This is a genomic window from Enterobacter sp. MG-EB028 (genome assembly GCF_056673305.1).
Map to the genome: position 1 here is coordinate 2,664,845 of NZ_CP195079.1, position 24,272 is coordinate 2,689,116.

Sequence of the window (24,272 nt, forward strand, 5' to 3'; positions counted from 1 at the left end):
TATGCTGACCTGGTGAATATCGCTAAGGAGTGGTTAATTTCATCATGGCTCAATATAAAGATAACTTACTCGGCGAAGCCAACAGTTTTCTTGAGGTGCTGGAACAGGTTTCTCGCCTTGCGCCGCTCAACAAACCGGTACTGATTATCGGCGAGCGCGGCACGGGTAAGGAACTGATTGCCAACCGTCTGCACTACTTATCCGGACGCTGGGACGGCCCCTTCATTTCTCTTAACTGTGCGGCGCTGAATGAAAACCTGCTCGACACCGAGCTGTTCGGCCACGAGGCGGGGGCATTTACCGGCGCTCAGAAGCGTCATCCGGGGCGTTTTGAGCGCGCCGACGGCGGCACCCTGTTCCTTGATGAACTCGCCACCGCGCCGATGCTGGTGCAGGAAAAACTGCTGCGCGTCATTGAGTATGGCGAACTGGAGCGCGTCGGCGGCAGCCAACCGCTGCACGTTAACGTGCGCCTGGTCTGCGCCACCAACGCCAATCTGCCGGAGATGGTTGCGGAGGAGAAATTCCGTGCCGATCTGCTTGACCGTCTGGCCTTTGACGTCGTTCAGCTTCCGCCCCTGCGCGATCGGAGAAGCGACATCATGCTGCTGGCTGAACAATTTGCGATCCAGATGTGCCGCGAGCTCGGCCTCCCCCTGTTCCCCGGCTTCAGCGATTATGCGCGGGAGACGCTACTGGCCTACCGCTGGCCGGGAAATATCCGCGAGCTGAAGAACGTTGTGGAGCGTTCTGTATACCGCCACGGCAGCAGCGAGACGGAGCTGGACAATATCATTATCGATCCTTTTCAGCGCAATGCGCCATCTCTACCCATGCCATCGTCTTCAGGCGACGCCCCAACTCTCCCGCTGGATTTACGCCAGTTCCAGCACGACCAGGAGCAACAGCTACTGGAGCAAAGCCTGAAGGCGGCGAAATATAACCAGAAACGGGCGGCTGAACTTCTGGGCCTGACCTACCATCAGTTACGGGCATTGCTCAAAAAGCATCAAATGCGCTGACAATATCGGCACTTGCCCGCAGACATTTTTACGAATCAGGCGTAAGTGCGATACACTTTGCAGATCGAACCTAAAAACCTTAAAAATTATGCGTCTGGTTTTATCGTCCTTTTTTGCACTCGGTCTGTTCAGCGGCCTGGCGTTTGCTGCGCCCGGGCAAACTACGCAGCCTGACATCCGTGACAGCGGCTTCGTTTATTGCGTGAGCGGCCAGGTAGATACCTTTAACCCGCAAAAAGCGGGCAGCGGCCTGATTGTGGATACGCTCGCCGCGCAGCTGTATGACCGCCTGCTTGATGTCGACCCGTACACCTACCGCCTGGTGCCTGAACTTGCGGAAAGCTGGGAAGTCCTGGACAACGGTGCAACCTACCGTTTTCGCCTGCGCGACGATGTCGCGTTTCAGCGCACGCCGTGGTTTACCCCCACGCGCAAGCTGAACGCGGATGACGTTGTCTTCACCTTCCAGCGCATCTTTAATCGTAACCACCCGTGGCATAACGTTAACGGGGATAATTTCCCCTATTTCGACAGTCTGCAGTTTGCAGACACCGTTAAAAGCGTGCGCAAGCTGGACAGCCGGACGGTTGAATTTACGCTGGCGCGCCCGGATGCCTCCTTCCTCTGGCACCTGGCGACCCACTATGCATCCGTCATGTCCGCCGAATACGCGGCGAAGCTGACGAAAAAAGATCGCCAGGAGCTGCTCGACCGCCAGCCGGTCGGTACCGGGCCGTTCCAGCTGGCCGAATACCGCGCGGGGCAATATATTCGCCTGCAGCGTCACGAACATTTCTGGCGCGGCACGCCGCTGATGCCGCAGGTGGTGGTCGATCTCGGTTCTGGCGGAACGGGACGGCTCTCGAAACTACTCACCGGGGAGTGTGACGTGCTCGCCTGGCCTGCCGCCAGCCAGCTCACGATTTTACGCGACGATCCGCGTCTGCGTCTTACGTTACGCCCGGGTATGAACATCGCTTATCTGGCCTTTAACACAGATAAGCCGCCGTTGAACAACCCTGCCGTTCGCCACGCGCTGGCGCTGGCAATTAACAATCAGCGCCTGATGCAGTCGATCTACTACGGCACGGCAGAAACCGCAGCATCAATTTTACCGCGCGCCTCGTGGGCCTACGACGGTGAGGCTAAAATTACGGAATACAATCCGGCAAAAGCGCGTGAACAGCTGAAGGCGCTGGGCGCAGAAAACCTGACGCTCCAGCTTTGGGTGCCAACCAGTTCCCAGGCGTGGAACCCGAGCCCGCTGAAAACCGCCGAGCTGCTGCAGGCGGATATGGCGCAGGTGGGCGTCAAAGTGATCATTGTACCGGTTGAGGGCCGTTTTCAGGAGGCGCGCCTGATGGACATGAATCACGATCTCACCCTGACAGGCTGGGCCACCGACAGTAACGACCCGGACAGCTTCTTCCGGCCGCTGCTGAGCTGTGCGGCGATAAATTCGCAGACCAACTACGCTCACTGGTGTAACCGGGAGTTTGACGCCGTGCTGCAAAAAGCGCTCTCTTCCCAGCAACTGGCCTCGCGCATTGACGCCTATGATGAAGCGCAGAAGATCCTCGCTCAGGAACTGCCCGTGCTACCGCTGGCCTCTTCCCTGCGTCTTCAGGCCTATCGCTACGATATTAAAGGTCTGGTGCTGAGTCCGTTCGGCAACGCCTCGTTCGCCGGCGTATCGCGCGAAAAAGAACAAGAGGTGAAAAAACCATGATTATTTTTACCTTACGTCGACTCCTGCTGCTGCTGGTGACGCTCTTTCTGCTGACCTTTGTCGGCTTCAGCCTGAGCTATTTTACGCCGCACGCCCCGCTTCAGGGCTCATCGCTGTGGGATGCCTGGCTGTTCTGGTTTAACGGTCTGCTGCACTGGGATTTCGGCGTGTCGAGCATAAATGGGCAGCTTATCTCCGAGCAGTTGAAAGAGGTGTTCCCGGCCACGATGGAGCTGTGCATTCTGGCCTTCGGCTTTGCCCTGATGGTGGGTATCCCCGTGGGCATGCTGGCCGGGATCTACCGCAACAAATGGCAGGATAAGTTTATCAGCGCCATCGCCCTGCTCGGCTTCTCTATCCCGGTATTCTGGCTGGCGCTGCTGCTGACGCTATTCTTCTCGCTGACGATGGGCTGGCTGCCGGTCTCTGGCCGTTTTGACCTGCTCTATACGGTTAAAACGGTGACGGGTTTTGCCATCATTGACGCGTGGCTTTCCGATTCGGTGTGGCGCCATGAGATGATCGTCAGCGCCCTGCGCCATATGGTATTGCCGGTGCTGACGCTGGCGGTTGCGCCGACGACCGAGGTGATCCGCCTGATGCGCCTGAGCACCATCGAGGTGTTTGAGCAGAACTATGTCAAAGCTGCTGCCACGCGCGGATTATCGCGCCTGACCATACTGCGCCGCAACGTCCTGCACAACGCTTTGCCGCCGGTGATTCCGCGTCTTGGGCTGCAGTTCTCCACCATGCTTACGCTGGCCATGATCACCGAGATGGTCTTTAGCTGGCCAGGGCTGGGACGCTGGCTGATTAACGCCATCCGCCAGCAGGATTACGCCGCTATCTCAGCGGGTGTGATGGTGATTGGTTCGCTGGTCATTATTGTTAACGTGTTGTCCGATATTTTGGGTGCGATGGCTAACCCATTGAAGCATAAGGAATGGTATGCCTTACGATAACGTATACAGTGAAAAGCGCACGCCCGGTGCGCTGCGTACCGTGTGGCGTAAGTTCTATGGTGACACCACGGCAATGATTGGTCTTTATGGCTGTGCCGGTCTGGTATTGCTTTGCCTCTTTGGCTCGTGGTTTGCGCCTTATGGCATCGATCAGCAGTTCCTTGGCTATCAGCTGCTGCCGCCTTCCTGGTCTCGCTACGGCGAAGTCTCTTTCTTCCTCGGCACTGACGACCTCGGACGCGACGTGTTAAGCCGTCTGTTAAGCGGGGCCGCCCCGACGGTGGGCGGCGCGTTTGTCGTGACGCTCGCGGCGACGATCTGTGGACTGGCGCTCGGTATTTTCGCGGGCTCCACGCATGGCCTTCGCTCGGCGGTGCTGAACCACATTCTGGACACGCTGCTGTCGATTCCTTCTCTGCTGCTGGCAATCATCGTGGTTGCCTTTGCCGGCCCGCATCTGTCACATGCCATGTTCGCCGTCTGGCTGGCTATCCTGCCCCGCATCGTGCGCTCGGTTTACAGCATGGTGCATGACGAGCTGGAAAAAGAGTATGTCGTTGCGGCCCGTCTGGACGGTGCGACGACCTTCAACATTCTGTGGTTTGCCGTTCTGCCAAACATCGCTGCCGGGCTGGTCACCGAAATCACCCGGGCGCTGTCGATGGCGATCCTGGACATCGCTGCGCTCGGCTTCCTCGACCTCGGCGCGCAGCTGCCGTCCCCTGAATGGGGGGCGATGCTCGGTGACGCGCTGGAATTGATCTACGTGGCACCGTGGACGGTTATGCTGCCGGGGGCGGCGATTATGGTAAGCGTGTTGCTGATCAACCTGCTGGGCGACGGTATTCGCCGTGCAATTAACGCGGGGGTGCAATAATGCCGCTTCTTGATATTCGCAACCTCACCATTGAATTCAAAACCGGTGAAGGCTGGGTAAAAGCCGTCGATCGCATCAGCATCACCCTCGCCGAGGGCGAGATTCGCGGGCTGGTGGGGGAATCCGGCTCGGGCAAAAGCCTGATCGCCAAAGCTATCTGCGGCGTGGCGAAAGATAACTGGCGCGTGACCGCCGACCGTATGCGGTTTGACGATATCGACCTGCTGCGCCTCTCCCCGCGCGAGCGGCGTAAGCTGGTCGGCCATAACGTCTCGATGATTTTCCAGGAGCCACAGTCCTGCCTCGATCCGTCCGAGCGCGTAGGCAAACAGCTGATGCAGAACATTCCCGGCTGGACCTATAAAGGCCGCTGGTGGCAGCGTTTCGGCTGGCGCAAACGCCGCGCCATTGAGCTGTTGCACCGCGTCGGGATCAAAGATCATAAAGACGCGATGCGCAGCTTCCCGTACGAGCTTACCGACGGCGAGTGCCAGAAAGTGATGATTGCCATCGCGCTGGCTAATCAGCCACGTTTGCTGATTGCGGATGAGCCGACGAACGCAATGGAGCCAACCACGCAGGCGCAAATTTTCCGCCTGCTGTCGCGCCTGAACCAGAACAACAACACCACCATATTGCTGATCAGCCATGACCTGCAAATGCTCAGCAAGTGGGCGGATAAAATTGACGTGATGTACTGCGGACAAACGGTCGAAACTGCCCCCAGTGAAGACCTGATCACCGCGCCGCACCATCCGTACACGCAGGCGCTTATCCGCGCCATTCCGGATTTTGGCAGCGCCATGCCGCACAAGAGCCGTCTGAATACCCTGCCCGGGGCGATTCCGCTGCTGGAATCATTGCCAATAGGCTGTCGTCTGGGGCCGCGTTGTCCGTATGCTCAGCGTAAATGTATCGAAACACCGCGCCTGACCGGCGCCAAAAATCATCTTTACGCCTGTCATTTCCCGCTGAACATGGAGAGAGAGTGAAATGGTCGAAACCTTGCTGGAAGTCCGCAATCTGAGTAAGACCTTTCGCTACCGCACGGGGCTGTTTCATCGTCAGACTGTCGAAGCAGTGAAGCCGCTGAGTTTTACCCTGCGTGAAAAACAGACGCTGGCGATCATTGGCGAAAACGGCTCCGGCAAATCCACGCTGGCGAAGATGCTTGCCGGCATGGTCGAGCCCACCGCTGGCGAAGTATTGATTGACGATCATCCTCTGCAGTTTGGCGATTACTCTTTCCGCAGCCAGCGCATCCGCATGATCTTCCAGGATCCGTCAACCTCGCTTAATCCACGCCAGCGCATTTCGCAGATCCTTGATTTCCCTCTGCGTCTGAATACCGAACTGGAGCCAGAGGCGCGCCGCAAGCGTATCTTCGAAACCCTGCGTATGGTTGGGCTGTTACCGGATCATGAAAGCTACTACCCGCATATGCTGGCCCCGGGTCAGAAACAGCGTCTGGGCCTGGCGCGCGCGTTGATTCTGCGCCCGAAAGTGATCGTTGCTGACGAAGCGCTTGCCTCGCTGGATATGTCGATGCGTTCGCAGCTGATTAACCTGATGCTGGAATTGCAGGAAAAACAGGGGATCTCGTATATCTACGTCACCCAGCATCTGGGAATGATGAAGCACATCAGCGACCAGGTGATGGTTATGCACCAGGGGGAAGTCGTCGAGCGCGGCAGCACGGCGGATGTGATGGCCTCCCCGCTTCATGAGCTGACGAAAAGGCTGATTGCCGGTCATTTCGGTGAAGCATTGACCGCCGATGCGTGGAGAAAGGACCGTTAAGTGCCGCGGTAAACACAGATTGCTCCGCTTAAATAAGGATTAAATAGTCTGCACGCGCTATTTAATCCTTTAATTTTTTGTCTCCATCCCTGCTCCATAGTTTAAGCACTATCCATCAACAGTTCTTCTCCAGAATATCCGGATATTACGGAGGAGAAGAAATGAACACCGCCACTTATGTTCTGAAATACGCAGAGTATCTCATCAGAAAATGCCGTTCATATTTAATGACGGACCTTAATTTTCATACTGCAAGGCTCGAAAAGACATCAGGGAAAACCCCTGACATTAAATCACCCACTACGTTGAGTGAAAAAATATGCCATCGACTGGTCTATGACCATAATAATCTCTACACAATGCTTGCCGATAAACTCGCCGTCCGCGAATACGTTGCGTCCAGAACAACGCGAGTAAAAGCGGTGCCTCTGATTGGAGTATACCGCAGGTTTTCGCATATTGATTTTTCAACACTGCCCGATCAATTCGTCCTTAAGTGTAATCATGATAGTGGTAGCACAATAATCTGTACAAACAAAGACCAGTTCAATTACCGGCAGGCCCGAAAAAAGCTCAATCTTGCATTAAAGAAGAATTTGTATTACACCACGCGCGAGTGGCAGTACAAAAATATTATACCCGTTATACTATGTGAGCCTTATGTCGATCTTTTCAATAATGCGGACAGGAACAGCACGCCGGAAATGCTGCGAATTCACTGTTTTCACGGCATCGCACACTATGTTGAGGCCGATTTTACGGATGACCGCGGCAGAGAGTTTATCAACGTTTACGACCGATACTGGAATTTACAGCCTTTCCGGATGGAATACCCGAATACGCCGGTAGCGCCCGGCGAGCCGGGGTTGTTCCGTGAGGCTTTGCTGGCCGCTCAGGAGCTGGCGAATGGCCTTGACTACTGCCGCGTTGACCTCATGCTAAAAAGCAATGAAATTTACTTCAGTGAAATAACCTTAAGCCCAAAACGGGGCAAACTGCGTATTACCCCGCTGGAGTGGGATACAAAATTAGGCGCTATATGGCAGTTGCCGCTATCGGCGGACAGGCCAGGCTGACCTCCCGCCAGGGCTCAGGCATCGGGCCAGGTCAGCTTGAACAGGGAGTGGTTTTGCTTCGATAAGGTATACGTTACGTCGCCACCATGAGCCAGCATGATGGCTTTTACCACCGATAAGCCTAAACCACATCCTTCAGGATTCAACTCTCTGGCACCATTATCCCGCTGGAAGGGTTGAAATAAGAAATCATGAAATTCTCTGGGGATGCCCGGCCCGCCATCCTGAATAAGAATAAAATTGCCTTTATCAGAGACGCCATTTTTTACGATGAGTTTCCGCGAAGTTGAATAATGTAATGCGTTGTCAAACAGAACGGCCAGACACTGATTGATGCGCAAGGGGTCGAACACGCATCGCTGTTCTCTCAGCTCAGTCTTAAGCGTAAATTGGTTGCGTTTGAACTCGGGCATGAAAGTATCAAGCGCATCCTGGATTGTGCCTTTGAGGTCTGTTCTGAATTTATACAATGTATAACCCGCCCCGCCGTCCGAGCTGATCACCCGGAGATCTTCAATCAAACGGGTCAACCCCTCAGTCTGCCTGAGAAGGTTATTAAAGAGTTGCGGATCTGGCTCAAAGACGCCGTCAACCAGCCCCTGAAGCCGACCGCGTAAAATCGTAACCGGGGTTCTCAGCTCATGGGCAATGGCGGCATTCCAGGATTTCCTCTGAATATCCAGCGTCTGGAGTTTTTCCGCCATTTCATTGAAATCCGTGACCAGATGATTGACCTCTCCGAGCCGGGAGCTGGCACAATAAGCCCGGGCGTCCAGTTGACCGTGAGAAATTTTTCTCAGGCTGGACGCTACCGCGTTTAACGGGGTGAGTATTCGCGAAGAAAGTTTGATCGTTAAAAATATCGCGATTATCAGACTGATTGTTGTGGCGGTCCCGATCCACACCCAGTCCCACATCGTCATCTGCTCATCATCACCCGCAACGGCGCCGCCGGGGAGGTGATCGAGAATAAAAGAGTAAAAAAACCAGGAGCCCAGTACCGCAATGGCAATTATCGTAAACGTCAGCAGCAGCATATACGTTAAGATCTGCCGACTCAGGACAGAATCTCTGCTCATTTTTTCTCCCCAAGCCGATAGCCCATCCCCCTGATACTTTCAGGAATGCCATAAAGGCCCGCAAGCTCCAGCTTTTTACGCAGCTTGCTCATATGGCTGTCTACCGTTCTGTCGAGCGTATCGCCCTCCGGCAGACATGCGTTGAGTAACTCTTCCCTGGAACAGACCTTACGCGGGTATCTCACCAGATAAGTAAGAAGTTTAAATTCCGTCGTCGTTAATACCGGCGAGACCACCTCTTCGCCAGCGGTGACCTCAACGTAGAAATCGTCCGGATAGACCGTAATAAAAGGCGTCCTGAGAGGCACGGCCCCCGCCTGCTGGAGAGCCGGTTTGGTTCTGCGCAGCACCGCTTCAACCCGCGCGACCACTTCGGATGGGTTGAAAGGTTTGATGACGTAATCATCCGCGCCAAGCCGCAGCCCCATAAGCTTATCCACGTCCTGATCGAGAGCGGACACCATAATAACAGGCACGGTACTTTCCTGGCGGAGCGTCGTGAGTACGCTCCAGCCATCGCACAGGGGCAAATGGATGTCCAGCAAGATAAGATCCGGTTTATGGAGTCGATTGAGCGCTATCGCCTGTTCGCCCTGCCGGGCTCTCAGCGTTTTCATCCCTGAACGCTCTAAGTAACTCATCAGTATATCGGCAATTTCGTCTTCATCTTCAACAACAAGGATTAGAGTATTTTTGTTCATTTTATCTCCGCGGGTGAAATCCCTTTGAGCACGCTATCAGATATCTTTAGCACAATAAGACACAGGCTCCGGGAAAAAGTGCCGTGGCCGCGAAAATTTCCTGGGTTAATTTAAGTGTCCGGCAATTTCTCCATACAGCCTACACATTCAGTCAATAAAGGCTCGACAATAACAGTCCAGAATAGTTATTCGGAGTTAAACCGTCTTCCGTTTAACGTAGTAAATACCCCTGTCGCTTAAAGGCTTTCTGAATTTGGTTGAGATAATGAACATGGAACTTTCGAAATACCTCTCTCCTAAAAAAATCGGCATATTTTCCCTGTTCCTGCTGCTAACGTGGGGATTACTTTATACGTGGCTGATACTGATGCATAAAATGGATGAAAAAGTCGCCGCAACGCTGCCCTCTTCCCCCATTATCTATGGCTGCATTGCCTTGTCGGTTGTCTCTCTGATAATACAAAACAAAGCAGGTGCGTTCACAGAATTACTTCTCATCGCCTTCTGGCTGATGGTGATTTTTGTTTATCTCATTATTACGTTCACTGTTCTGCTGAACGCTACGCCAGATTTTAACGATCTGGTGTTTTACTACGAGTGTTATTTAATTCTGTTTTTTGGCGGTGCACCGCTTTACCTCATCATGAGAATGATTTAAACAACCGCGCTGTTTCGCTCCACACTCTCTCCATAAACCGCCCATGTCCGCTAAACAGGCGAGCTGTAGAGTTTCCATCACACCATTTGAACAAAAATAACTCACTGAAATAGCCATATACCTGTTACCCATAATGATAAACCTCACTAATAACCGTCGTTCTCCTCAGGGATACCGGCTAGCGCGTGTCAACCGACGACGAAATTCACGTATCTGGAAGTTAAATTAATGCCTCATTTTTTTATTGAACGTCCAATTTTCGCCTGGGTAGTGGCGCTTTTTATCGTCCTGGCAGGTGTTTTGTCTATCCCCCGGCTGCCGGTTGCGCAGTATCCGGCGGTGGCACCGCCTGGGATCATTATTTCTGTCACCTACCCGGGTGCCAGCCCCGATATTATGAATACTTCAGTGGTGTCGTTAATTGAGCGCGAAATATCTGGCGTCGATAATTTGCTCTACTTCGAATCATCCAGTGACACAACCGGTTCTGCGTCTATTACCGTGACGTTTAAGCCCGGCACGGACATCAAGCTGGCGCAGATGGACCTTCAGAACCAGATCAAAATTGTGGAGCCGCGTTTGCCACAGGCGGTCAGGCAAAATGGTATCAACGTCGAGGCGGCCAATTCCGGATTTTTAATGATGGTGGGATTGAAATCTCCAACCGGTAAATTTGAGGAGGCCGATTTAAGCGATTATTTCGCCCGGCATGTCAGCGACGAACTTCGCCGCGTACCTGGAGTAGGGAAAATTCAGCTTTTTGGTGGCGAAAAAGCGCTACGCATCTGGCTGGACCCAATGAAGCTTCATAGCTACGGACTTTCTGTGAGCGATGTGCTTGCCGCTGTTGGCCAGCAAAATGCCCTGGTTTCACCCGGCAAGACGGGAGATGAACCGGCATCTGAAGGGCAAGGCGTAACGTATCCGATCGCCGTCAAGGGGCAGCTCGCTTCCGTAGAGGCTTTCAGGAATATTACACTGAAATCAGAGGCGTCCGGCGCAAGGCTGAAGCTGTCCGACGTCGCACGCATTGAGTCCGGCCTGCAAAGCTACGCTTTCGGCATCCGCGAAAATGGGGTACCCGCAACGGCTGCGGCAGTCCAGTTATCGCCCGGCGCCAATGCGATGAGTACGGCTGCAGGCGTACGCGCGCGCATCGACGAACTTTCTCAGGTGTTGCCGGAAGGAATGATGTTTACGGTTCCCTTCGATACCGCGCCTTTTGTGAAGCTTTCCATCATGAAGGTGGTGCAGACATTTGTAGAAGCGATGGTCCTGGTCTTCCTCGTGATGCTGCTGTTTCTGCACAAGATACGCTGTACGCTTATCCCGGCGATTGTTGCCCCCGTCGCACTTCTTGGCACCTTCACGGTGATGCTACTGAGTGGATACTCCATCAATATTCTGACCATGTTCGGCATGGTTCTGGCGATAGGGATTATCGTAGATGACGCTATTGTGGTCGTGGAGAACGTTGAGCGTCTGATGGAAGAAAAAAAACGCTCTCCGCGCGACGCGACCCGGGAGGCCATGAATGAAATCACGCCGGCAATTATCGGGATCACGCTGGTGCTTACCGCCGTCTTTATTCCCATGGGTTTCGCCGAAGGATCCGTCGGTATTATTTATCGACAATTTTGTATCTCCATGGCGGTATCGATACTGTTGTCGGCATTTCTTGCCCTCACGTTGACTCCCGCGCTTTGCGCGACGCTACTTAAGCCTCACAGCGCAGAGAAGCACGGTGGTGGCAGGTTCGCGGCAGGGTTTAACGCCCGCTTTCGTACGCTCACGAGGTGGTACGAATCCGGGCTGGGCGCGGTGCTGAGACGAACCGGGCGTATGCTGCTGCTGTACGTTGCGCTTTGCGCTGCGCTGTTTTTGGGGCTTTCTTCGCTGCCCTCGTCCTTTCTGCCGGATGAAGATCAGGGCTATTTTATGTCCTCAATTCAGCTGCCTTCCGATGCCACCATGCAGCGCACCCTGAACGTGGTTAAAAAATTTGAAGAGGAAATTGCGGCCCGGCCGGATATTGAAAGCAACATTATGATCCTGGGGTTTGGTTTTTCAGGATCGGGCCCGAATTCGGCCATGGGCTTCACCACGCTGAAAGACTGGAAAGATCGGCAGGGTTCGACGGCACAAAATGAAGCTGACCATATACAGGCCAGCATGGCGAGCGTCTCTGATGCCGTCACGATGAGCCTGCTCCCGCCGGCCATTTCGGATATGGGCACCTCCTCGGGCTTCACCTGGTACGTGCAGGACAGGGCGGGACTGGGCTACGAGGCGTTAAAGAGTGCGGCCGATGCGCTGGTTGTGAAGGCTAATCAGCGTCCTGAACTGAGTGACGTGTATATAGACGGTCTGCCGGAAGGAACAAGCCTGGCCCTTCACATTGACCGGGAAAAAGCGGAAGCACTGGGCGTTTCATTTGATGAAATCAACCAGACGCTCTCGGTCACCATGGGGTCGAACTACGTTAATGACTACCCGAACAATGGCCGCGTTCAGCAGGTCATTATTCAGGCCGATGCCCCTTACCGCATGCAGCCTGAGCAGATCCTGAAATTATCGGTAAAAAACCGTATGGGGCAGATGGTGCCAGTATCTACGTTTGCGACGCTTTCCTGGAACGTTGCGCCGCAGCAGTTGACGCGTTATCAGGGATATTCTGCTATCCGCATTACCGGCAGTGCGGCCCCGGGTACATCCAGCGGTACCGCAATGAAGGCCATGGAGACGTTGTCACGAGATTTACCGCAGGGGATGGCCGGCGAGTGGGCCGGGAGTTCATTGCAGGAGAGAAAATCCGAATCTCAACTCCCGGGTCTGATCGTTCTGTCGATACTGGTCGTGTTCATGGTGCTCGCCGCCCTGTATGAGAGCTGGTCAATTCCCTTTGCGGTGATGCTGGTCGTTCCCCTGGGGCTTATCGGTGCGGTGGCTGCCGTTTCCGTTGCGGGCATGACGAATGATGTTTTCTTTAAGGTCGGTCTTATTACCCTGATAGGCCTCTCCGCCAAGAACGCCATTCTGATTGTCGAGTTTGCAAGGCAGCTCCACCGGGAAGGACAATCCCTGCTGGCGGCAACGATACAGGCCGCAAGCCAGCGTCTGCGCCCTATTCTGATGACATCGTTAGCCTTTACGTTAGGGGTGGTGCCACTGATGCTGGCGCGTGGCGCGAGTGACAGCACGCAGCACGCTATCGGCACCGGGGTGTTTGGCGGCATGATTAGCGGCACGCTTCTCGCGATCTTCTTCGTCCCGGTATTCTTTATTGTCGTTGCGCGTTTCGTTGAAGACGCCAGGGACGGATAGCGGATCCTTGCTGGTTGGATGAGGCGAAGCTGCTGCCGGGTGATATACTGGACGAATGCTGAAATTTTGAGCCCCCGCCAGCCCGCGCCTCACCTTTTAGGGCATTCGTCTTCAGAGATCGGCGAGAAATATCGTGACACAAGGGGCCGTGAGTGGGCTATAATTTCGAGCTAATTTCGAATGATTTTGAAATACTGCCTGTAACGCTATGAATTACAAGGCAAAATAAGCAATGAATATAAGGATTAAAGCTATGGGTTTTCTTTCCGGTAAGCGCATTCTGGTGACTGGCGTTGCCAGCAAACTGTCCATCGCATACGGCATCGCACAGGCAATGCATCGCGAAGGCGCTGAGCTGGCGTTCACCTACCAGAACGACAAGCTGAAAGGCCGTGTTGAAGAGTTTGCCGCGCAGCTGGGTTCCAGCATTGTTCTGGAATGTGACGTTGCACAAGACGAAAGCATCGACGGCATGTTTGCTGAACTGGCAAAAGCATGGCCGAAATTCGACGGTTTCGTTCACTCCATTGGCTTCGCTCCTGGCGACCAACTGGACGGCGACTACGTGAACGCGGTTACCCGTGATGGCTTCAAAATCGCTCACGACATCAGCTCCTACAGCTTCGTAGCGATGGCAAAATCCTGCCGCGCGATGCTGAACCCGGGCGCAGCCCTGCTGACCCTGTCCTACCTGGGCGCTGAACGTGCTATCCCTAACTACAACGTTATGGGTCTGGCGAAAGCGTCTCTGGAAGCCAACGTACGCTACATGGCAAACGCAATGGGTCCAGAAGGCGTGCGTGTTAACGCCATCTCTGCGGGTCCTATCCGTACCCTGGCGGCGTCCGGCATCAAAGATTTCCGTAAAATGCTGGCACACTGCGAAGCGGTTACCCCGATTCGTCGTACCGTTACCATTGAAGATGTGGGTAACTCTGCTGCATTCCTGTGCTCTGATCTTTCCGCAGGTATCTCCGGCGAAGTGGTTCACGTTGACGGCGGCTTCAACATCGCTGCAATGAACGAGCTGGAAATTAAATAAGCTGTGGCTCTCTTCCCGCACGGGAAGAGAGCTTTCCCCCTCCGCACTCCCCCCTTCGTTATTCCGTTCTGCTATTTGTTATCACCTAACAATATTTTTCCCTTTATCTGCCTTACGCCAGGATATTGATCGCCATTTTGAGATCAAGGAACGCACATGGAACAACGCCGTTTTTCCGGCAAAGGCCACTGGTATCACGAAACCCAGTCAAACCACGCGCAGCCGGATGTGCTGCCTCTGGTGCCCGAAGCCGCTAACGTCGACGATCGTTTTTTGCTCGATTTAGCCCTGCCAGATGAGATTGCCGCCGCCTGTACCGGCTGGCTTGCTCCAGCCAGATCCTTATGCCACCAGCTGTTCCCACTCTCACTTCCCGTAAACCGCCTGCGAACGCTCAGCGCCTACGATCGGTTAAGTACCGCGTTGACGGTGGCGCAGGCCTGCGGCGTTCAGCGGCTGTGCAACCACTACGCCGCCCTCCTCGCCCCGCTGCCGGGTCCCGACTCCTCCCGCGAAAGTAACCGACGGCTGGCGCAAATCACCCAGTACGCCCGCCAGCTCGCCAGCTCGCCTGACGTCATTGATGATAAGGCGCGAAACGAGCTTGATGAGGTAGGTCTGTCTATCTATGACATAGTGGTGATTAACCAGATAATCGGCTTTATCGGTTTTCAGGCGCGCGTGGTCGCCGTCTTTCAGGCGCTGCTTGGCCATCCCGTTCGCTGGTTGCCGGGCCATCATATTCAGCCACACAGCCTGCCGGCGTGCTCCGACGCGTGGATAGTGCTTCTGCCCGTGGTCGAGCTTCGCTATGCCAGTGCGCATCAACTTGAGTCCCTCTCCCGCTGGCAGGCAGAGCCCGCGCTTGAGGCGCTGACGCCGGTACTGTGTCATGAACCGACCTTGCTCGACCTGACGGGTGAGATCCTGATAAACAGCCGGGAAACGATTTCGCATCCTCCTCCGGCGCTTACGGCAGCAGCCGAATTGCTGACACGCTCACCGGACCGCTTCAGTGCCGCACAATTTACCCCGCTAACGGAAGAAGGACTTACTGCCGTTCAGACGATCAACCTGCTGAGCCAATGCGCGCTGGAGGGCTGGCTCAATCGGCTAAAAGTCGCTTCCGGCAAAGCGGAATAACCACACTCTTTCCCCAAAGAGCGCTTGCTGTAGCAGTGAGAATCGCGTAAAACTGTCAGCCGCTCAATGGCTACGAAAATAGAACATTATGTTTCAGGACAACCCGCTGCTAGCGCAGCTTAAACAGCAACTGCATTCCCAGACGCCGCGTGCAGAAGGGGTCGTGAAAGCCACGGAAAAGGGCTTTGGCTTCCTTGAGGTTGACGCGCAGAAAAGCTACTTCATTCCGCCACCGCAGATGAAGAAAGTGATGCATGGCGATCGCGTCATGGCCGTCATCCATACCGAGAAAGAACGTGAATCCGCCGAGCCGGAAGAACTGATCGAGCCGTTCCTGACCCGCTTTGTGGGCAAAGTGCAGAGAAAGGACGATCGTCTTTCTGTCGTGCCGGATCACCCCCTGCTGAAAGATGCCATTCCGTGCCGCGCCGCCCGCGGCGTTGAGCATGATTTTAAAGAAGGTGACTGGGCCGTAGCAGAAATGCGCCGTCATCCTCTGAAAGGCGACCGCGGTTTCTATGCTGAACTGACCCAGTTCATCACCTTTGGCGACGACCATTTCGTCCCGTGGTGGGTCACGCTGGCGCGCCATAATCTTGAAAAAGAAGCGCCGAACGGCGTGGCAACCGAGATGCAGGATGAAGGTCTGACGCGCCGCGATCTCACCGCGCTGGAGTTTGTCACCATCGACAGCGCCAGCACCGAAGATATGGACGATGCGCTCTACGCTGAAGAGAGCGCCGATGGCAAACTGCATTTGACCGTCGCCATTGCCGATCCCACCGCCTGGATCGTAGAAGGCAGCAAGCTGGACGAAACGGCGAAAATCCGCGCGTTCACGAACTACCTGCCGGGCTTTAACATCCCGATGCTGCCGCGCGAACTGTCTGACGACCTCTGCTCGCTGCGCCCAAATGAGGTGCGTCCGGTTCTTGCCTGCCGCATGACCATTGCCGCCGATGGCGCGATTGAAGACGATATCGAGTTCTTTGCTGCCACCATCGAATCCAAAGCCAAGCTGGCCTACGATAACGTCTCCGACTGGCTGGAAAATACCGGTAGCTGGAAACCAGAATCAGACGCCATAGCCGCGCAGCTCCGTCTGCTGCACCGCATCTGTCTGAACCGCGGCGAGTGGCGTAAAACCCACGCGCTGGTGTTCAAAGACCGACCGGATTATCGCTTTGTTCTGGGCGAGAAAGGTGAAGTGCTGGACATCGTGGCCGAACCGCGACGCATTGCAAACCGCATCGTTGAAGAGGCAATGATTTCCGCCAACATCTGTGCCGCACGCGTGCTGCGCGACAGGCTGGGCTTTGGTATTTACAACGTTCACACCGGATTCGATCCGGCCAATACCGAAGCGCTGGCGGCTCTGCTGAAGAATCACGATGTGCATGTTGATCCGGAAGAAGTGCTGACGCTGCCAGGCTTCTGCAAGCTTCGCCGCGAGCTGGACGCTCAGCCGTCCGGTTTCCTGGATAGCCGTATTCGCCGCTTCCAGTCCTTCGCGGAAATCAGCACCGAGCCAGGCCCGCACTTCGGCCTCGGTCTGGAGGCCTACGCCACCTGGACATCCCCAATCCGCAAGTATGGCGATATGGTTAACCACCGCCTGCTGAAAGCGATTATCAAGGGTGAAACCATTGCCCGTCCTCAGGACGACACGACCCTACAGATGGCCGAGCGTCGCCGTCTGAACCGCATGGCGGAACGTGACGTAGGAGACTGGCTTTATGCGCGCTTCCTGCAGGATAAAGCCGGTACCGATACCCGCTTCGCGGCGGAGATCGTTGATATCAGCCGTGGCGGAATGCGCGTACGCCTGGTGGATAACGGTGCGGTAGCCTTTATCCCTGCTCCGTTCCTGCACGCCGTTCGTGACGAACTGATCTGCAGTCAGGAAAGCGGCACCGTGCAAATTAAAGGCGAGACGGTTTACAAAGTCACTGACGTGATTGACGTGACTATCGCTGAAGTTCGCATGGAAACCCGCAGTATTATTGCGCGCCCTGTCGCCTGATAACCTCTGCTAAATTGTCGGTCATTTCCGTTCGGAAAGGCCGACAATTTTTTCTCCCGTCTTTCCCCCCGCAAAAGCATCATTTTTCTTACTTTTTTCAGTCCCGGCTCGCCCAAAATGGCCATAATTATCTACAGTAAAAGAGTGCTGTCCTGTTCGGGCACGTGGATTTTATACGCTCAGCATTTTTATATGCCTGATGCGTTTTATTATAAAAAAGCTCAGAAAAACAATACTTTCACTGCGGCTTTGCCGCAATTTTCAACGGAAAAGTCGACGGCAAATGAATAATTTGTGCGCTAATACGTCGCGGCGGGAGAAATCATGATCGACGAACTTGTGCAGAATTTGCTGTTTCGTTACACGGGTACTCACAGCCCGTGGTGGCGATTGTCGGCTGATAGCAACGCTCTGCACCTTGCTGCCAGCGAAAATGCAGACGTCACTCAGGTGGTCACGCTGGCCGACGATCAGGCCGCACTGATCCGCCAGCTAACGGTGATTACCTCCAGCCTTTCTATGAACCTTTCTCTTTATGGCGAAGAAGTTCCCGTCCATCTTGTCGGACGAAAAATAACCCGCAACGAGTGGGCCGGCACGGCCTCCGCCTGGAACGATACACCCTCCGTGGCACGCGATCTGGCTCAGGGGCTCTCCTTTGCAGAACAGGTTGTTTCTGAAGCGAATTCCGTCATTGTTATTCTCGATCAAAACGGCAATATCCAGCGTTTTAACCGCCTGAGTGAAGAGTACACCGGTCTGAAAGAACACGAAGTCATTGGCCAGAACGTGTTTGAACTGTTCATGAGCCGCAGTGAAGCGGCAGCTTCGAAGCGCAACATTGCGGGTATCTTTCGCAACAGCAGCTCCTACGAAGTCGAACGCTGGATCAAAACGCGGAAAGGGCAACGCTTGTTTCTGTTCAGAAATAAATTCGTTCACAGCGGCAGCGGTAAAAATGAAATTTTTCTTATCTGTTCAGGGACCGACATTACCGAAGAACGGCGGGCGCAGGAGCGCCTGCGCGTGTTGGCCAATACTGATACCATCACCGGCTTGCCAAACCGCAACGCGATCCACGAGCTGATTTCAGGCGCCATAGCCAACCGCGGCGATACGCAGGTTGGCGTGGTGTACCTCGACCTGGATAACTTCAAAAAGGTCAACGATGCCTACGGACATATGTTCGGCGATCAGCTGCTGCAGGCGGTTGCACTTGCCCTTCTGAGTTGCCTGGATGATGGGCAAGTTTTAGCGCGGCTCGGTGGCGATGAGTTTATCGTAATGGCCACCCATACCTCTCAGGGCTCTCTGGAAGCGATGGCGTCGCGCATTTTGACCCGCCTGCGTCAGCCGTTCAGAATCGGTCTGATTGAGGTTTACACCGGTTGCTCCCTGGGAATCGCCCTCGCGCCGCAACACGGGAACGATCGGGAAAGCGTGATTCGCAATGCCGACACCGCTATGTACACCGCCAAGGAAAACGGCCGTGGCAAGTTCTGCGTCTTCTCCCCCGAGATGAACCAGCGCGTGTTTGAGTATCTGTGGCTGGACACCAACCTGCGTAAAGCACTGGATAACGATCAGCTCCTGATCCACTACCAGCCAAAAATCACCTGGCGCGGCGAGGTCAGAAGCCTTGAAGCGCTGGTCCGCTGGCAGTCGCCCGAGCGCGGGCTGATCCCTCCTCTGGAATTTATCTCTTATGCCGAGGAGTCCGGTTTGATTGTCCCGCTGGGTCGCTGGGTGATGCTTGATGTGGTACGGCAGGTGGCAAAATGGCGAGACAAGGGAATTAACCTGCGCGTGGCGGTGAACGTCTCAGCACGTCAGCTCGCCGACCAGACAATTTTCAGTGAGTTAAAGCAGGCGCTTAAGGATCTGCATTTTGAGTACTGCCCTATCGATGTCGAGTTGACCGAAAGCTGTCTTATCGAAAACGAAGAGCTGGCGCTCTCTGTGATCCAGCAATTCAGCCGGCTCGGGGCACAAATTCATCTGGACGATTTCGGTACCGGCTACTCTTCTCTCTCCCAACTGGCGCGTTTTCCTATTGACGCTATTAAGCTCGATCAGGCTTTTGTCAGAGATATTCATAAGCAGTCTGTCTCCCAGTCTCTGGTGCGCGCCATTGTCGCAGTGGCGCAGGCGCTAAACCTGCAGGTGATTGCCGAAGGGGTGGAGAACGCAAAAGAGGACGCCTTTCTGACCAAGAACGGCGTCAACGAACGGCAGGGCTTTCTTTTCGCTAAGCCGATGCCCGCTGCCGCATTCGAGCGCTGGCTAAAACGATATCAAGCGCGACAACAGCGTTAAGGCCATAAAGAGGTTCACTTTCGTTTATGTAATTTCGTTATGGCGTTTTTTCCCTTCTCTTTTGACCCTATTTTCTGCATCATTGAAATTATTAACTTTTCGTTCCTGGGGAGAGATTATGTCTACTATTGATCCACAAGCTGTAGCACAACGTATTGATACCGTGCTGGATATCCTGGTGGCGGGTGATTATCACTCTGCGATCCGTAATCTCGAGATCCTGAAGTCTGAACTCCTCGCTCAGGATGGCGCTGACAATGCCCCCGAAAACCGACAGCCTAAAGCGCCGTGGGAAGTCTAATCCCACTGTCCCAGACCTCGTTTCGCTTTATTAATTGGATGCTATGAATTCCCGACAACAACTCATTTTGCAGATGGTCATCGATCAGGGGCGCGTAAGCGTAGTCGAACTCGCGAAAACCACCGGCGTTTCCGAAGTCACCATCCGTCAGGATCTTAATCTGCTGGAAAAACAGAGCTACCTGCGCCGTGCGCATGGCTATGCCGTGCCGCTGGACAGCGACGACGTTGAGACGCGCATGATGAATAACTACGCGCTTAAACGAGAACTGGCAGAATTTGCCGCATCGCTGGTAAACCCAGGCGAGACGGTGTTTATTGAAAACGGCAGCAGCAACGCCCTGCTGGCACGTACGCTCGCCGAACAAAAAGACGTTACCATCATCACCGTCAGCAGCTATATCGCCCATTTGCTCAAAGAGACGCGCTGCGAGGTGATTTTACTGGGCGGCATTTACCAGAAAAAGAGTGAAAGCATGGTAGGCCCGCTGACCCGGCAGTATGTCCAGCAGGTTCATTTCAGTAAGGCGTTTATCGGGATTGACGGCTGGCAGCCGGAGACAGGCTTCACCGGCCGGGATATGATGCGATCTGACGTGGTTAATGCCGTCCTGGAAAAAGAATGTGAAGCCATTGTGTTGACCGACAGTTCCAAATTTGGTGTCGTTCATCCTTACACCATGGGTCCAGCCGCGCGCTTCAGCCGCGTAATTACCGACGAAAGGTTAAGCGACGAACATCGTATTAAACTGGAAGAAGACGGTCTCATTGTCGATATTATTAAAACCTCCGCCTGACTCCTTTTTGCGCCCGTATGCCGGGCGCATATGTCCCCTTCGTCTGAGAGGATTCCTAACCTTCCTTTAAGAGTTTTTACCTGTTTAACCTGCCGTAAAGTCGTAAAATTAATGTTAGCGATATAACAGGAAGTGACTATCACTTGCGTGATTACGTAACGCCTGCGCGACCAGCTTTCACGGGAAAAAGAATTAAGTATTCATTTTGACTATACTTAACGTGTACATCTTTCCGTGAATCGATAATTCAGGAGAAAGTATTATGACCTTAACCAGCAAAAAATTAGCCGCCGCTGTTCTGGCAATCACTGTAGCAATGTCCCTGAGCGCGTGCTCTAACTGGTCTAAACGTGACCGTAACACCGCTATTGGCGCCGGCGCTGGTGCGCTCGGTGGTGCAGTATTAACGGATGGTAGTACGCTGGGTACATTAGGCGGCGCTGCTGTCGGTGGTATTATCGGTCACCAGGTCGGCAAATAATTATTCTATAAGCCTTCCCGTTATGGCGATTTAGCATCGCATTTCAGGTCTGACTAACGCACGTATATAACACGAGCCACGGCATTTGCCGTGGCTTATTTATTTTAACCACCTGCCAGTTTAACTTTCATGCCTTTGGCTTCAAGCAGCGATTTAATTAAATCGCGTTTATCGCCCTGGATTTCGATAATGCCGTCCTTAACGGCACCGCCGCAGCCACATTTCTTTTTCAGTTCGGCTGCCAGCTTGTTCAGTTCCGCATCATCCAGATCAATCCCGGAGATCAGGCAGACCCCCTTTCCTTTTCGTCCGCTGGTCTGACGCTGGATACGGACAATACCGTCACCTTTCGGACGCTCCGCTTTCGTTTTCGGTTCGTCTATGCGCCCGCTCTCCGTTGAGTAGACCAGACGACTGTTGGAATCGGTCATTACGCCCCCTTTTTCAGTGATGCGTTGATAGCCTTAAGCGTCTCTGCCGGGTGGGCAGACTGCGTCACCGGACGCCCGATAACCATGTAATCAACGCCTGTGGCCAACGCCTGCTCAGGCGTCATAATTCGGCGCTGATCGCCCACGTCGCTGCCTGCCGGACGAATACCCGGCGTAACCAGCTTAAATGCGTTGCCCAGCTCTGACTTGAAGCGCACCACTTCCTGAGCGGAGCAGACGACGCCATCAAGGCCGCAGTTCTGCGTCAGACGCGCCAGGCGTTCAGCGTGCTCGGCTGGTGACAACGTCACGCCAAGGTCACGCAAATCGCTTTCGTCCATGCTGGTCAGCACGGTGACCGCAATCAGTAATGGCGCATCGTTGCCGAACGGCAGGAGCGCTTCGCGAGCGGCTGTCATCATTCTCGCCCCGCCCGACGCGTGCACGTTGACCATCCACACACCCAGTTCCGCAGCGGCGGCAACGGCGTGCGCCGTGGTGTTCGGGATATCATGGAATTTAAGATCGAGGAAGACATCGAAACCGCGCTGCTGCAGATCGCGGACGATTTGCGGTCCAAACAGCGTGAACATCTCTTTACCAACTTTCAGACGACAATCGCGGGGATCGATACCGTCGACAAAGGCCAGTGCAGCATCGCGCTTATTGTAATCAAGCGCGACAACAACAGGAGAATCCGTAATAACGCGGGAAGTGGAAGAAGTAACAGACGTCATGACCAGCCCTTTTCGTCTATGGGCGCGCAGCGGCGCGGAACAGATAAACGGCCAGCATTCTACCTGCCGCCGCCCTAAATTGACAGAATCCATTTACGTGCCTGCCGGACCGGTAAACCGCACGGTGCTGAGAAAGCGGTAAACCCTTTAGTATGTTGTAACTAAAATGAGGGGTTTTAAAAAATTACTGCCCGTCAAGGCCACGAATAGGCTTGATGGTAGACCAGGCACGGCAGGAAGGACAGTGCCAGTAGAGCGTATACGCGGTAAAACCACACTTCTGACAACGGTAACGCGGTTTGCTGCGCACCTGCTCGCCAACCATGTCGCGCAGCACCATCAGGCTCTCTTTGGCGCGCCCTTCTTCCGCATCGTTAAGATGGTAATCCATCAGCTTATGGAATACGCGCATCGTGGGATGACGCTGCAGCTGACGGGTAATATAAACCTGTGCGGTGTCGCTCCCCTCATATTGCTCAACCACGTCTGAGAGCATCAGCTCAGCGGTCGCGCCGGTATTCTCTTCCACGCAACGGCGCAGAAATGCCACCCACTCTTCCTGCTTGTCCAACTGCTGATAGCAGGTTTGCAGCATTTCAAGCGTTTCGCTGACCAGCTCTTTGTCCTGGTCAATAACCCGCAGCAGGCTTTCAACGGCTTTAGCGTAGTCGCCGCTGGCCATAAAAACACGCCCCATCATGATAGAGATACGCGCGCTATTGCGGTCCGCGGCGGCGCCTTTCTTCAGTAACGCCATGGCTTTATCCATGTCGTCGTTGCCCATCTGCTGTAGGGCAAGCTCGCAGTAGAAATGCGCAATTTCAACGCGCTGCTTGTCTTTACCCAGCTTCACCAGACGCTCGGCCGTATCAATGGCTTTCTGCCAGTCGCTGGTGGCCTGGTAAATCTGCAGCAACTGCTGCAGCGCGCCAATGCGGAAATCCGTTTCATCTACCAGCTGGGTGAACATATCTTCAGCGCGATCGTACAGCCCCGCGGCCATATAGTCTCGGCCCAGCTGTTGTACCGCCAGGAGACGCTGTTCGTAAGTCAGGGACGCGCTTTCCATCAGGGTCTGGTGGATACGGATGGCGCGGTCAACCTCGCCGCGAGAGCGGAACAGGTTACCGAGAGTGAGATGGGCTTCTACGGTCCCCGTATCCTCTTTCAGCATATCGAGGAACAGGTCTACCGCTTTGTCCTGCTGATTGCTCAGGAGGAAGTTCACCCCCGCAACGTAGTCGCGGGAGAGTCGGTTAGCCTCATCCTGTTTTGTTTGTTGCGCACTTCTGCGGCCCATATACCAGCCATAGGCTGCGGCTACAGGCAAAAGCAGAAACAACAACTCCAGCATAGTCGATTATTCCTTCACGACCGGCACACCTGAGCTTTCCGGAATGTCGGACGCAGGCGCAATATTATGCTCAAGTCGTTTAATTTTACGTTCAGCGCGCGCAAGAGAAACACGAACCTTCAACCAAAACAGGCCGCAAACCAGCCAGCCTATGGCAAAGCCTGCAGCAAACAGGACCGCCAGCAGACTTGATACGCGATACTCGCCCTGCGCAAGCAGATAGTTAAACGTCACCTGCTGATCGTTTTGTGCACCCAATGTGACTGAAATGACAAAAATCGCCAATACCAGTAAGAAAATGAGTAAATATTTCACATTACTTCCCGTTATGTGGTTCAAGCGAATAAAGTGTGTTCAACCCACCGCAATCAGCCTTATAAACTACCATTTTAGCGACGGGCGCGAAACGGAAAAAGTAAC

General features: G+C 54.2%; 22 protein-coding genes. 16 read left to right on the forward strand and 6 right to left on the reverse strand.

Annotated elements, in window-relative coordinates:
- Positions 1–29 precede the first annotated feature (29 nt).
- The 7 genes from pspF to ACR42C_RS12715 all read left to right on the forward strand — a co-directional run bounded on the left by pspF (position 30) and on the right by ACR42C_RS12715 (position 7,466).
- Positions 30–1,022, forward strand: coding sequence for a phage shock protein operon transcriptional activator (pspF, locus tag ACR42C_RS12685; RefSeq protein WP_479984176.1), 993 nt, complete (start codon positions 30–32; stop codon positions 1,020–1,022).
- An 88-nt stretch (positions 1,023–1,110) separates the two neighbouring features.
- The gene (gene sapA, locus ACR42C_RS12690) at positions 1,111–2,751 is read left to right on the forward strand and encodes an ABC transporter substrate-binding protein SapA (protein ID WP_116339519.1); all 1,641 of its coding nucleotides are present in this window, start codon (positions 1,111–1,113) and stop codon (positions 2,749–2,751) included.
- Entirely contained in the window at positions 2,748–3,713 is a 966-nt protein-coding gene (sapB, locus tag ACR42C_RS12695; protein ID WP_479984177.1) for a putrescine export ABC transporter permease SapB, read from the forward strand. The genes sapA and sapB overlap by 4 nt, the downstream gene beginning before the upstream one ends.
- Positions 3,700–4,590: a putrescine export ABC transporter permease SapC gene (gene sapC / locus ACR42C_RS12700; protein ID WP_061098012.1), complete on the forward strand. Its 891-nt coding sequence runs from the start codon at positions 3,700–3,702 to the stop codon at positions 4,588–4,590. Before sapB ends, sapC begins: the two co-directional genes overlap by 14 nt.
- On the forward strand, positions 4,590–5,582 hold the full coding sequence (gene sapD, locus ACR42C_RS12705; protein WP_047958816.1) for a putrescine export ABC transporter ATP-binding protein SapD: 993 nt from the start codon (positions 4,590–4,592) through the stop codon (positions 5,580–5,582). Before sapC ends, sapD begins: the two co-directional genes overlap by 1 nt.
- A gap of 1 nt (position 5,583) precedes the next feature.
- Positions 5,584–6,390, forward strand: a complete 807-nt coding sequence (gene sapF / locus ACR42C_RS12710) for a putrescine export ABC transporter ATP-binding protein SapF (RefSeq protein WP_028013385.1) — start codon at positions 5,584–5,586, stop codon at positions 6,388–6,390.
- Positions 6,391–6,551: 161 nt separating this feature from the next.
- Entirely contained in the window at positions 6,552–7,466 is a 915-nt protein-coding gene (locus ACR42C_RS12715) for an ATP-grasp fold amidoligase family protein (RefSeq protein WP_316379280.1), read from the forward strand.
- A 14-nt stretch (positions 7,467–7,480) separates the two neighbouring features.
- On the opposite strand, the gene ACR42C_RS12720 is transcribed toward ACR42C_RS12715, so the two are convergent.
- On the reverse strand, positions 7,481–8,545 hold the full coding sequence (locus ACR42C_RS12720) for an ATP-binding protein (RefSeq protein ID WP_479984178.1): 1,065 nt from the start codon (positions 8,543–8,545) through the stop codon (positions 7,481–7,483).
- Positions 8,542–9,246: a response regulator gene (locus ACR42C_RS12725; protein WP_116339513.1), complete on the reverse strand. Its 705-nt coding sequence runs from the start codon at positions 9,244–9,246 to the stop codon at positions 8,542–8,544. The genes ACR42C_RS12720 and ACR42C_RS12725 overlap by 4 nt, the downstream gene beginning before the upstream one ends.
- A gap of 271 nt (positions 9,247–9,517) precedes the next feature.
- On the opposite strand from ACR42C_RS12725, the gene crrC reads away from it, so the two are divergent.
- From crrC to osmB, 9 genes are all read left to right on the forward strand, one after another.
- On the forward strand, positions 9,518–9,904 hold the full coding sequence (gene crrC / locus ACR42C_RS12730; RefSeq protein ID WP_166711410.1) for a colistin resistant protein CrrC: 387 nt from the start codon (positions 9,518–9,520) through the stop codon (positions 9,902–9,904).
- Positions 9,905–10,132: 228 nt separating this feature from the next.
- Positions 10,133–13,228 (forward strand): multidrug efflux RND transporter permease subunit, encoded by a 3,096-nt coding sequence (locus ACR42C_RS12735; RefSeq protein WP_479984179.1) that lies wholly within the window; start codon positions 10,133–10,135, stop codon positions 13,226–13,228.
- 253 nt (positions 13,229–13,481) lie between these two features.
- Positions 13,482–14,270, forward strand: a complete 789-nt coding sequence (gene fabI, locus ACR42C_RS12740) for an enoyl-ACP reductase FabI (protein WP_003856831.1) — start codon at positions 13,482–13,484, stop codon at positions 14,268–14,270.
- Between the two features lie 156 nt (positions 14,271–14,426).
- Positions 14,427–15,413 (forward strand): CMD domain-containing protein, encoded by a 987-nt coding sequence (locus tag ACR42C_RS12745; protein ID WP_479984180.1) that lies wholly within the window; start codon positions 14,427–14,429, stop codon positions 15,411–15,413.
- Positions 15,414–15,501: 88 nt separating this feature from the next.
- Positions 15,502–17,436: an exoribonuclease II gene (locus tag ACR42C_RS12750; protein WP_116339505.1), complete on the forward strand. Its 1,935-nt coding sequence runs from the start codon at positions 15,502–15,504 to the stop codon at positions 17,434–17,436.
- A gap of 324 nt (positions 17,437–17,760) precedes the next feature.
- Complete coding sequence (gene pdeR, locus ACR42C_RS12755) at positions 17,761–19,752, forward strand: cyclic di-GMP phosphodiesterase (RefSeq protein WP_479984181.1); 1,992 nt, start codon at positions 17,761–17,763, stop codon at positions 19,750–19,752.
- A gap of 118 nt (positions 19,753–19,870) precedes the next feature.
- Entirely contained in the window at positions 19,871–20,053 is a 183-nt protein-coding gene (locus ACR42C_RS12760) for a YciZ family protein (protein WP_041909652.1), read from the forward strand.
- Between the two features lie 43 nt (positions 20,054–20,096).
- The gene (gene yciT / locus ACR42C_RS12765; RefSeq protein ID WP_316379285.1) at positions 20,097–20,849 is read left to right on the forward strand and encodes a DNA-binding transcriptional regulator YciT; all 753 of its coding nucleotides are present in this window, start codon (positions 20,097–20,099) and stop codon (positions 20,847–20,849) included.
- 262 nt (positions 20,850–21,111) lie between these two features.
- Complete coding sequence (osmB, locus tag ACR42C_RS12770) at positions 21,112–21,330, forward strand: osmotically-inducible lipoprotein OsmB (RefSeq protein WP_008501216.1); 219 nt, start codon at positions 21,112–21,114, stop codon at positions 21,328–21,330.
- Positions 21,331–21,434: 104 nt separating this feature from the next.
- Here the strand turns inward: osmB and yciH are convergent, their stop codons facing one another.
- The 4 genes from yciH to ACR42C_RS12790 all read right to left on the reverse strand — a co-directional run bounded on the left by yciH (position 21,435) and on the right by ACR42C_RS12790 (position 24,167).
- Positions 21,435–21,761 (reverse strand): stress response translation initiation inhibitor YciH, encoded by a 327-nt coding sequence (yciH, locus tag ACR42C_RS12775; protein WP_045630534.1) that lies wholly within the window; start codon positions 21,759–21,761, stop codon positions 21,435–21,437.
- Entirely contained in the window at positions 21,761–22,498 is a 738-nt protein-coding gene (gene pyrF / locus ACR42C_RS12780) for an orotidine-5'-phosphate decarboxylase (RefSeq protein WP_479985199.1), read from the reverse strand. The genes yciH and pyrF overlap by 1 nt, the downstream gene beginning before the upstream one ends.
- Positions 22,499–22,682: 184 nt before the next feature.
- Positions 22,683–23,852, reverse strand: coding sequence for a lipopolysaccharide assembly protein LapB (gene lapB, locus ACR42C_RS12785; protein WP_151413139.1), 1,170 nt, complete (start codon positions 23,850–23,852; stop codon positions 22,683–22,685).
- Positions 23,853–23,858: 6 nt separating this feature from the next.
- The gene (locus tag ACR42C_RS12790) at positions 23,859–24,167 is read right to left on the reverse strand and encodes a LapA family protein (protein ID WP_014884085.1); all 309 of its coding nucleotides are present in this window, start codon (positions 24,165–24,167) and stop codon (positions 23,859–23,861) included.
- Between the last annotated feature and the right edge of the window lie 105 nt (positions 24,168–24,272).

What these genes read in the sequence shown, in the direction of transcription:
- fabI (WP_003856831.1), top strand. Translation starts at nt 13,482, where the DNA reads ATGGGTTTTCTTTCCGGTAAGCGCATTCTGGTGACTGGCGTTGCCAGC.
- sapD (WP_047958816.1), top strand. Translation starts at nt 4,590, where the DNA reads ATGCCGCTTCTTGATATTCGCAACCTCACCATTGAATTCAAAACCGGT.
- ACR42C_RS12715 (WP_316379280.1), top strand. Translation starts at nt 6,552, where the DNA reads ATGAACACCGCCACTTATGTTCTGAAATACGCAGAGTATCTCATCAGA.
- ACR42C_RS12750 (WP_116339505.1), top strand. Translation starts at nt 15,502, where the DNA reads ATGTTTCAGGACAACCCGCTGCTAGCGCAGCTTAAACAGCAACTGCAT.
- sapF (WP_028013385.1), top strand. Translation starts at nt 5,584, where the DNA reads ATGGTCGAAACCTTGCTGGAAGTCCGCAATCTGAGTAAGACCTTTCGC.
- ACR42C_RS12735 (WP_479984179.1), top strand. Translation starts at nt 10,133, where the DNA reads ATGCCTCATTTTTTTATTGAACGTCCAATTTTCGCCTGGGTAGTGGCG.
- sapA (WP_116339519.1), top strand. Translation starts at nt 1,111, where the DNA reads ATGCGTCTGGTTTTATCGTCCTTTTTTGCACTCGGTCTGTTCAGCGGC.
- lapB (WP_151413139.1), bottom strand. Translation starts at nt 23,852, where the DNA reads ATGCTGGAGTTGTTGTTTCTGCTTTTGCCTGTAGCCGCAGCCTATGGC.
- ACR42C_RS12725 (WP_116339513.1), bottom strand. Translation starts at nt 9,246, where the DNA reads ATGAACAAAAATACTCTAATCCTTGTTGTTGAAGATGAAGACGAAATT.
- ACR42C_RS12760 (WP_041909652.1), top strand. Translation starts at nt 19,871, where the DNA reads ATGTCTACTATTGATCCACAAGCTGTAGCACAACGTATTGATACCGTG.
- sapC (WP_061098012.1), top strand. Translation starts at nt 3,700, where the DNA reads ATGCCTTACGATAACGTATACAGTGAAAAGCGCACGCCCGGTGCGCTG.
- sapB (WP_479984177.1), top strand. Translation starts at nt 2,748, where the DNA reads ATGATTATTTTTACCTTACGTCGACTCCTGCTGCTGCTGGTGACGCTC.
- yciH (WP_045630534.1), bottom strand. Translation starts at nt 21,761, where the DNA reads ATGACCGATTCCAACAGTCGTCTGGTCTACTCAACGGAGAGCGGGCGC.
- crrC (WP_166711410.1), top strand. Translation starts at nt 9,518, where the DNA reads ATGGAACTTTCGAAATACCTCTCTCCTAAAAAAATCGGCATATTTTCC.
- yciT (WP_316379285.1), top strand. Translation starts at nt 20,097, where the DNA reads ATGAATTCCCGACAACAACTCATTTTGCAGATGGTCATCGATCAGGGG.
- pdeR (WP_479984181.1), top strand. Translation starts at nt 17,761, where the DNA reads ATGATCGACGAACTTGTGCAGAATTTGCTGTTTCGTTACACGGGTACT.
- ACR42C_RS12720 (WP_479984178.1), bottom strand. Translation starts at nt 8,545, where the DNA reads ATGAGCAGAGATTCTGTCCTGAGTCGGCAGATCTTAACGTATATGCTG.
- osmB (WP_008501216.1), top strand. Translation starts at nt 21,112, where the DNA reads ATGACCTTAACCAGCAAAAAATTAGCCGCCGCTGTTCTGGCAATCACT.
- ACR42C_RS12745 (WP_479984180.1), top strand. Translation starts at nt 14,427, where the DNA reads ATGGAACAACGCCGTTTTTCCGGCAAAGGCCACTGGTATCACGAAACC.
- pyrF (WP_479985199.1), bottom strand. Translation starts at nt 22,498, where the DNA reads ATGACGTCTGTTACTTCTTCCACTTCCCGCGTTATTACGGATTCTCCT.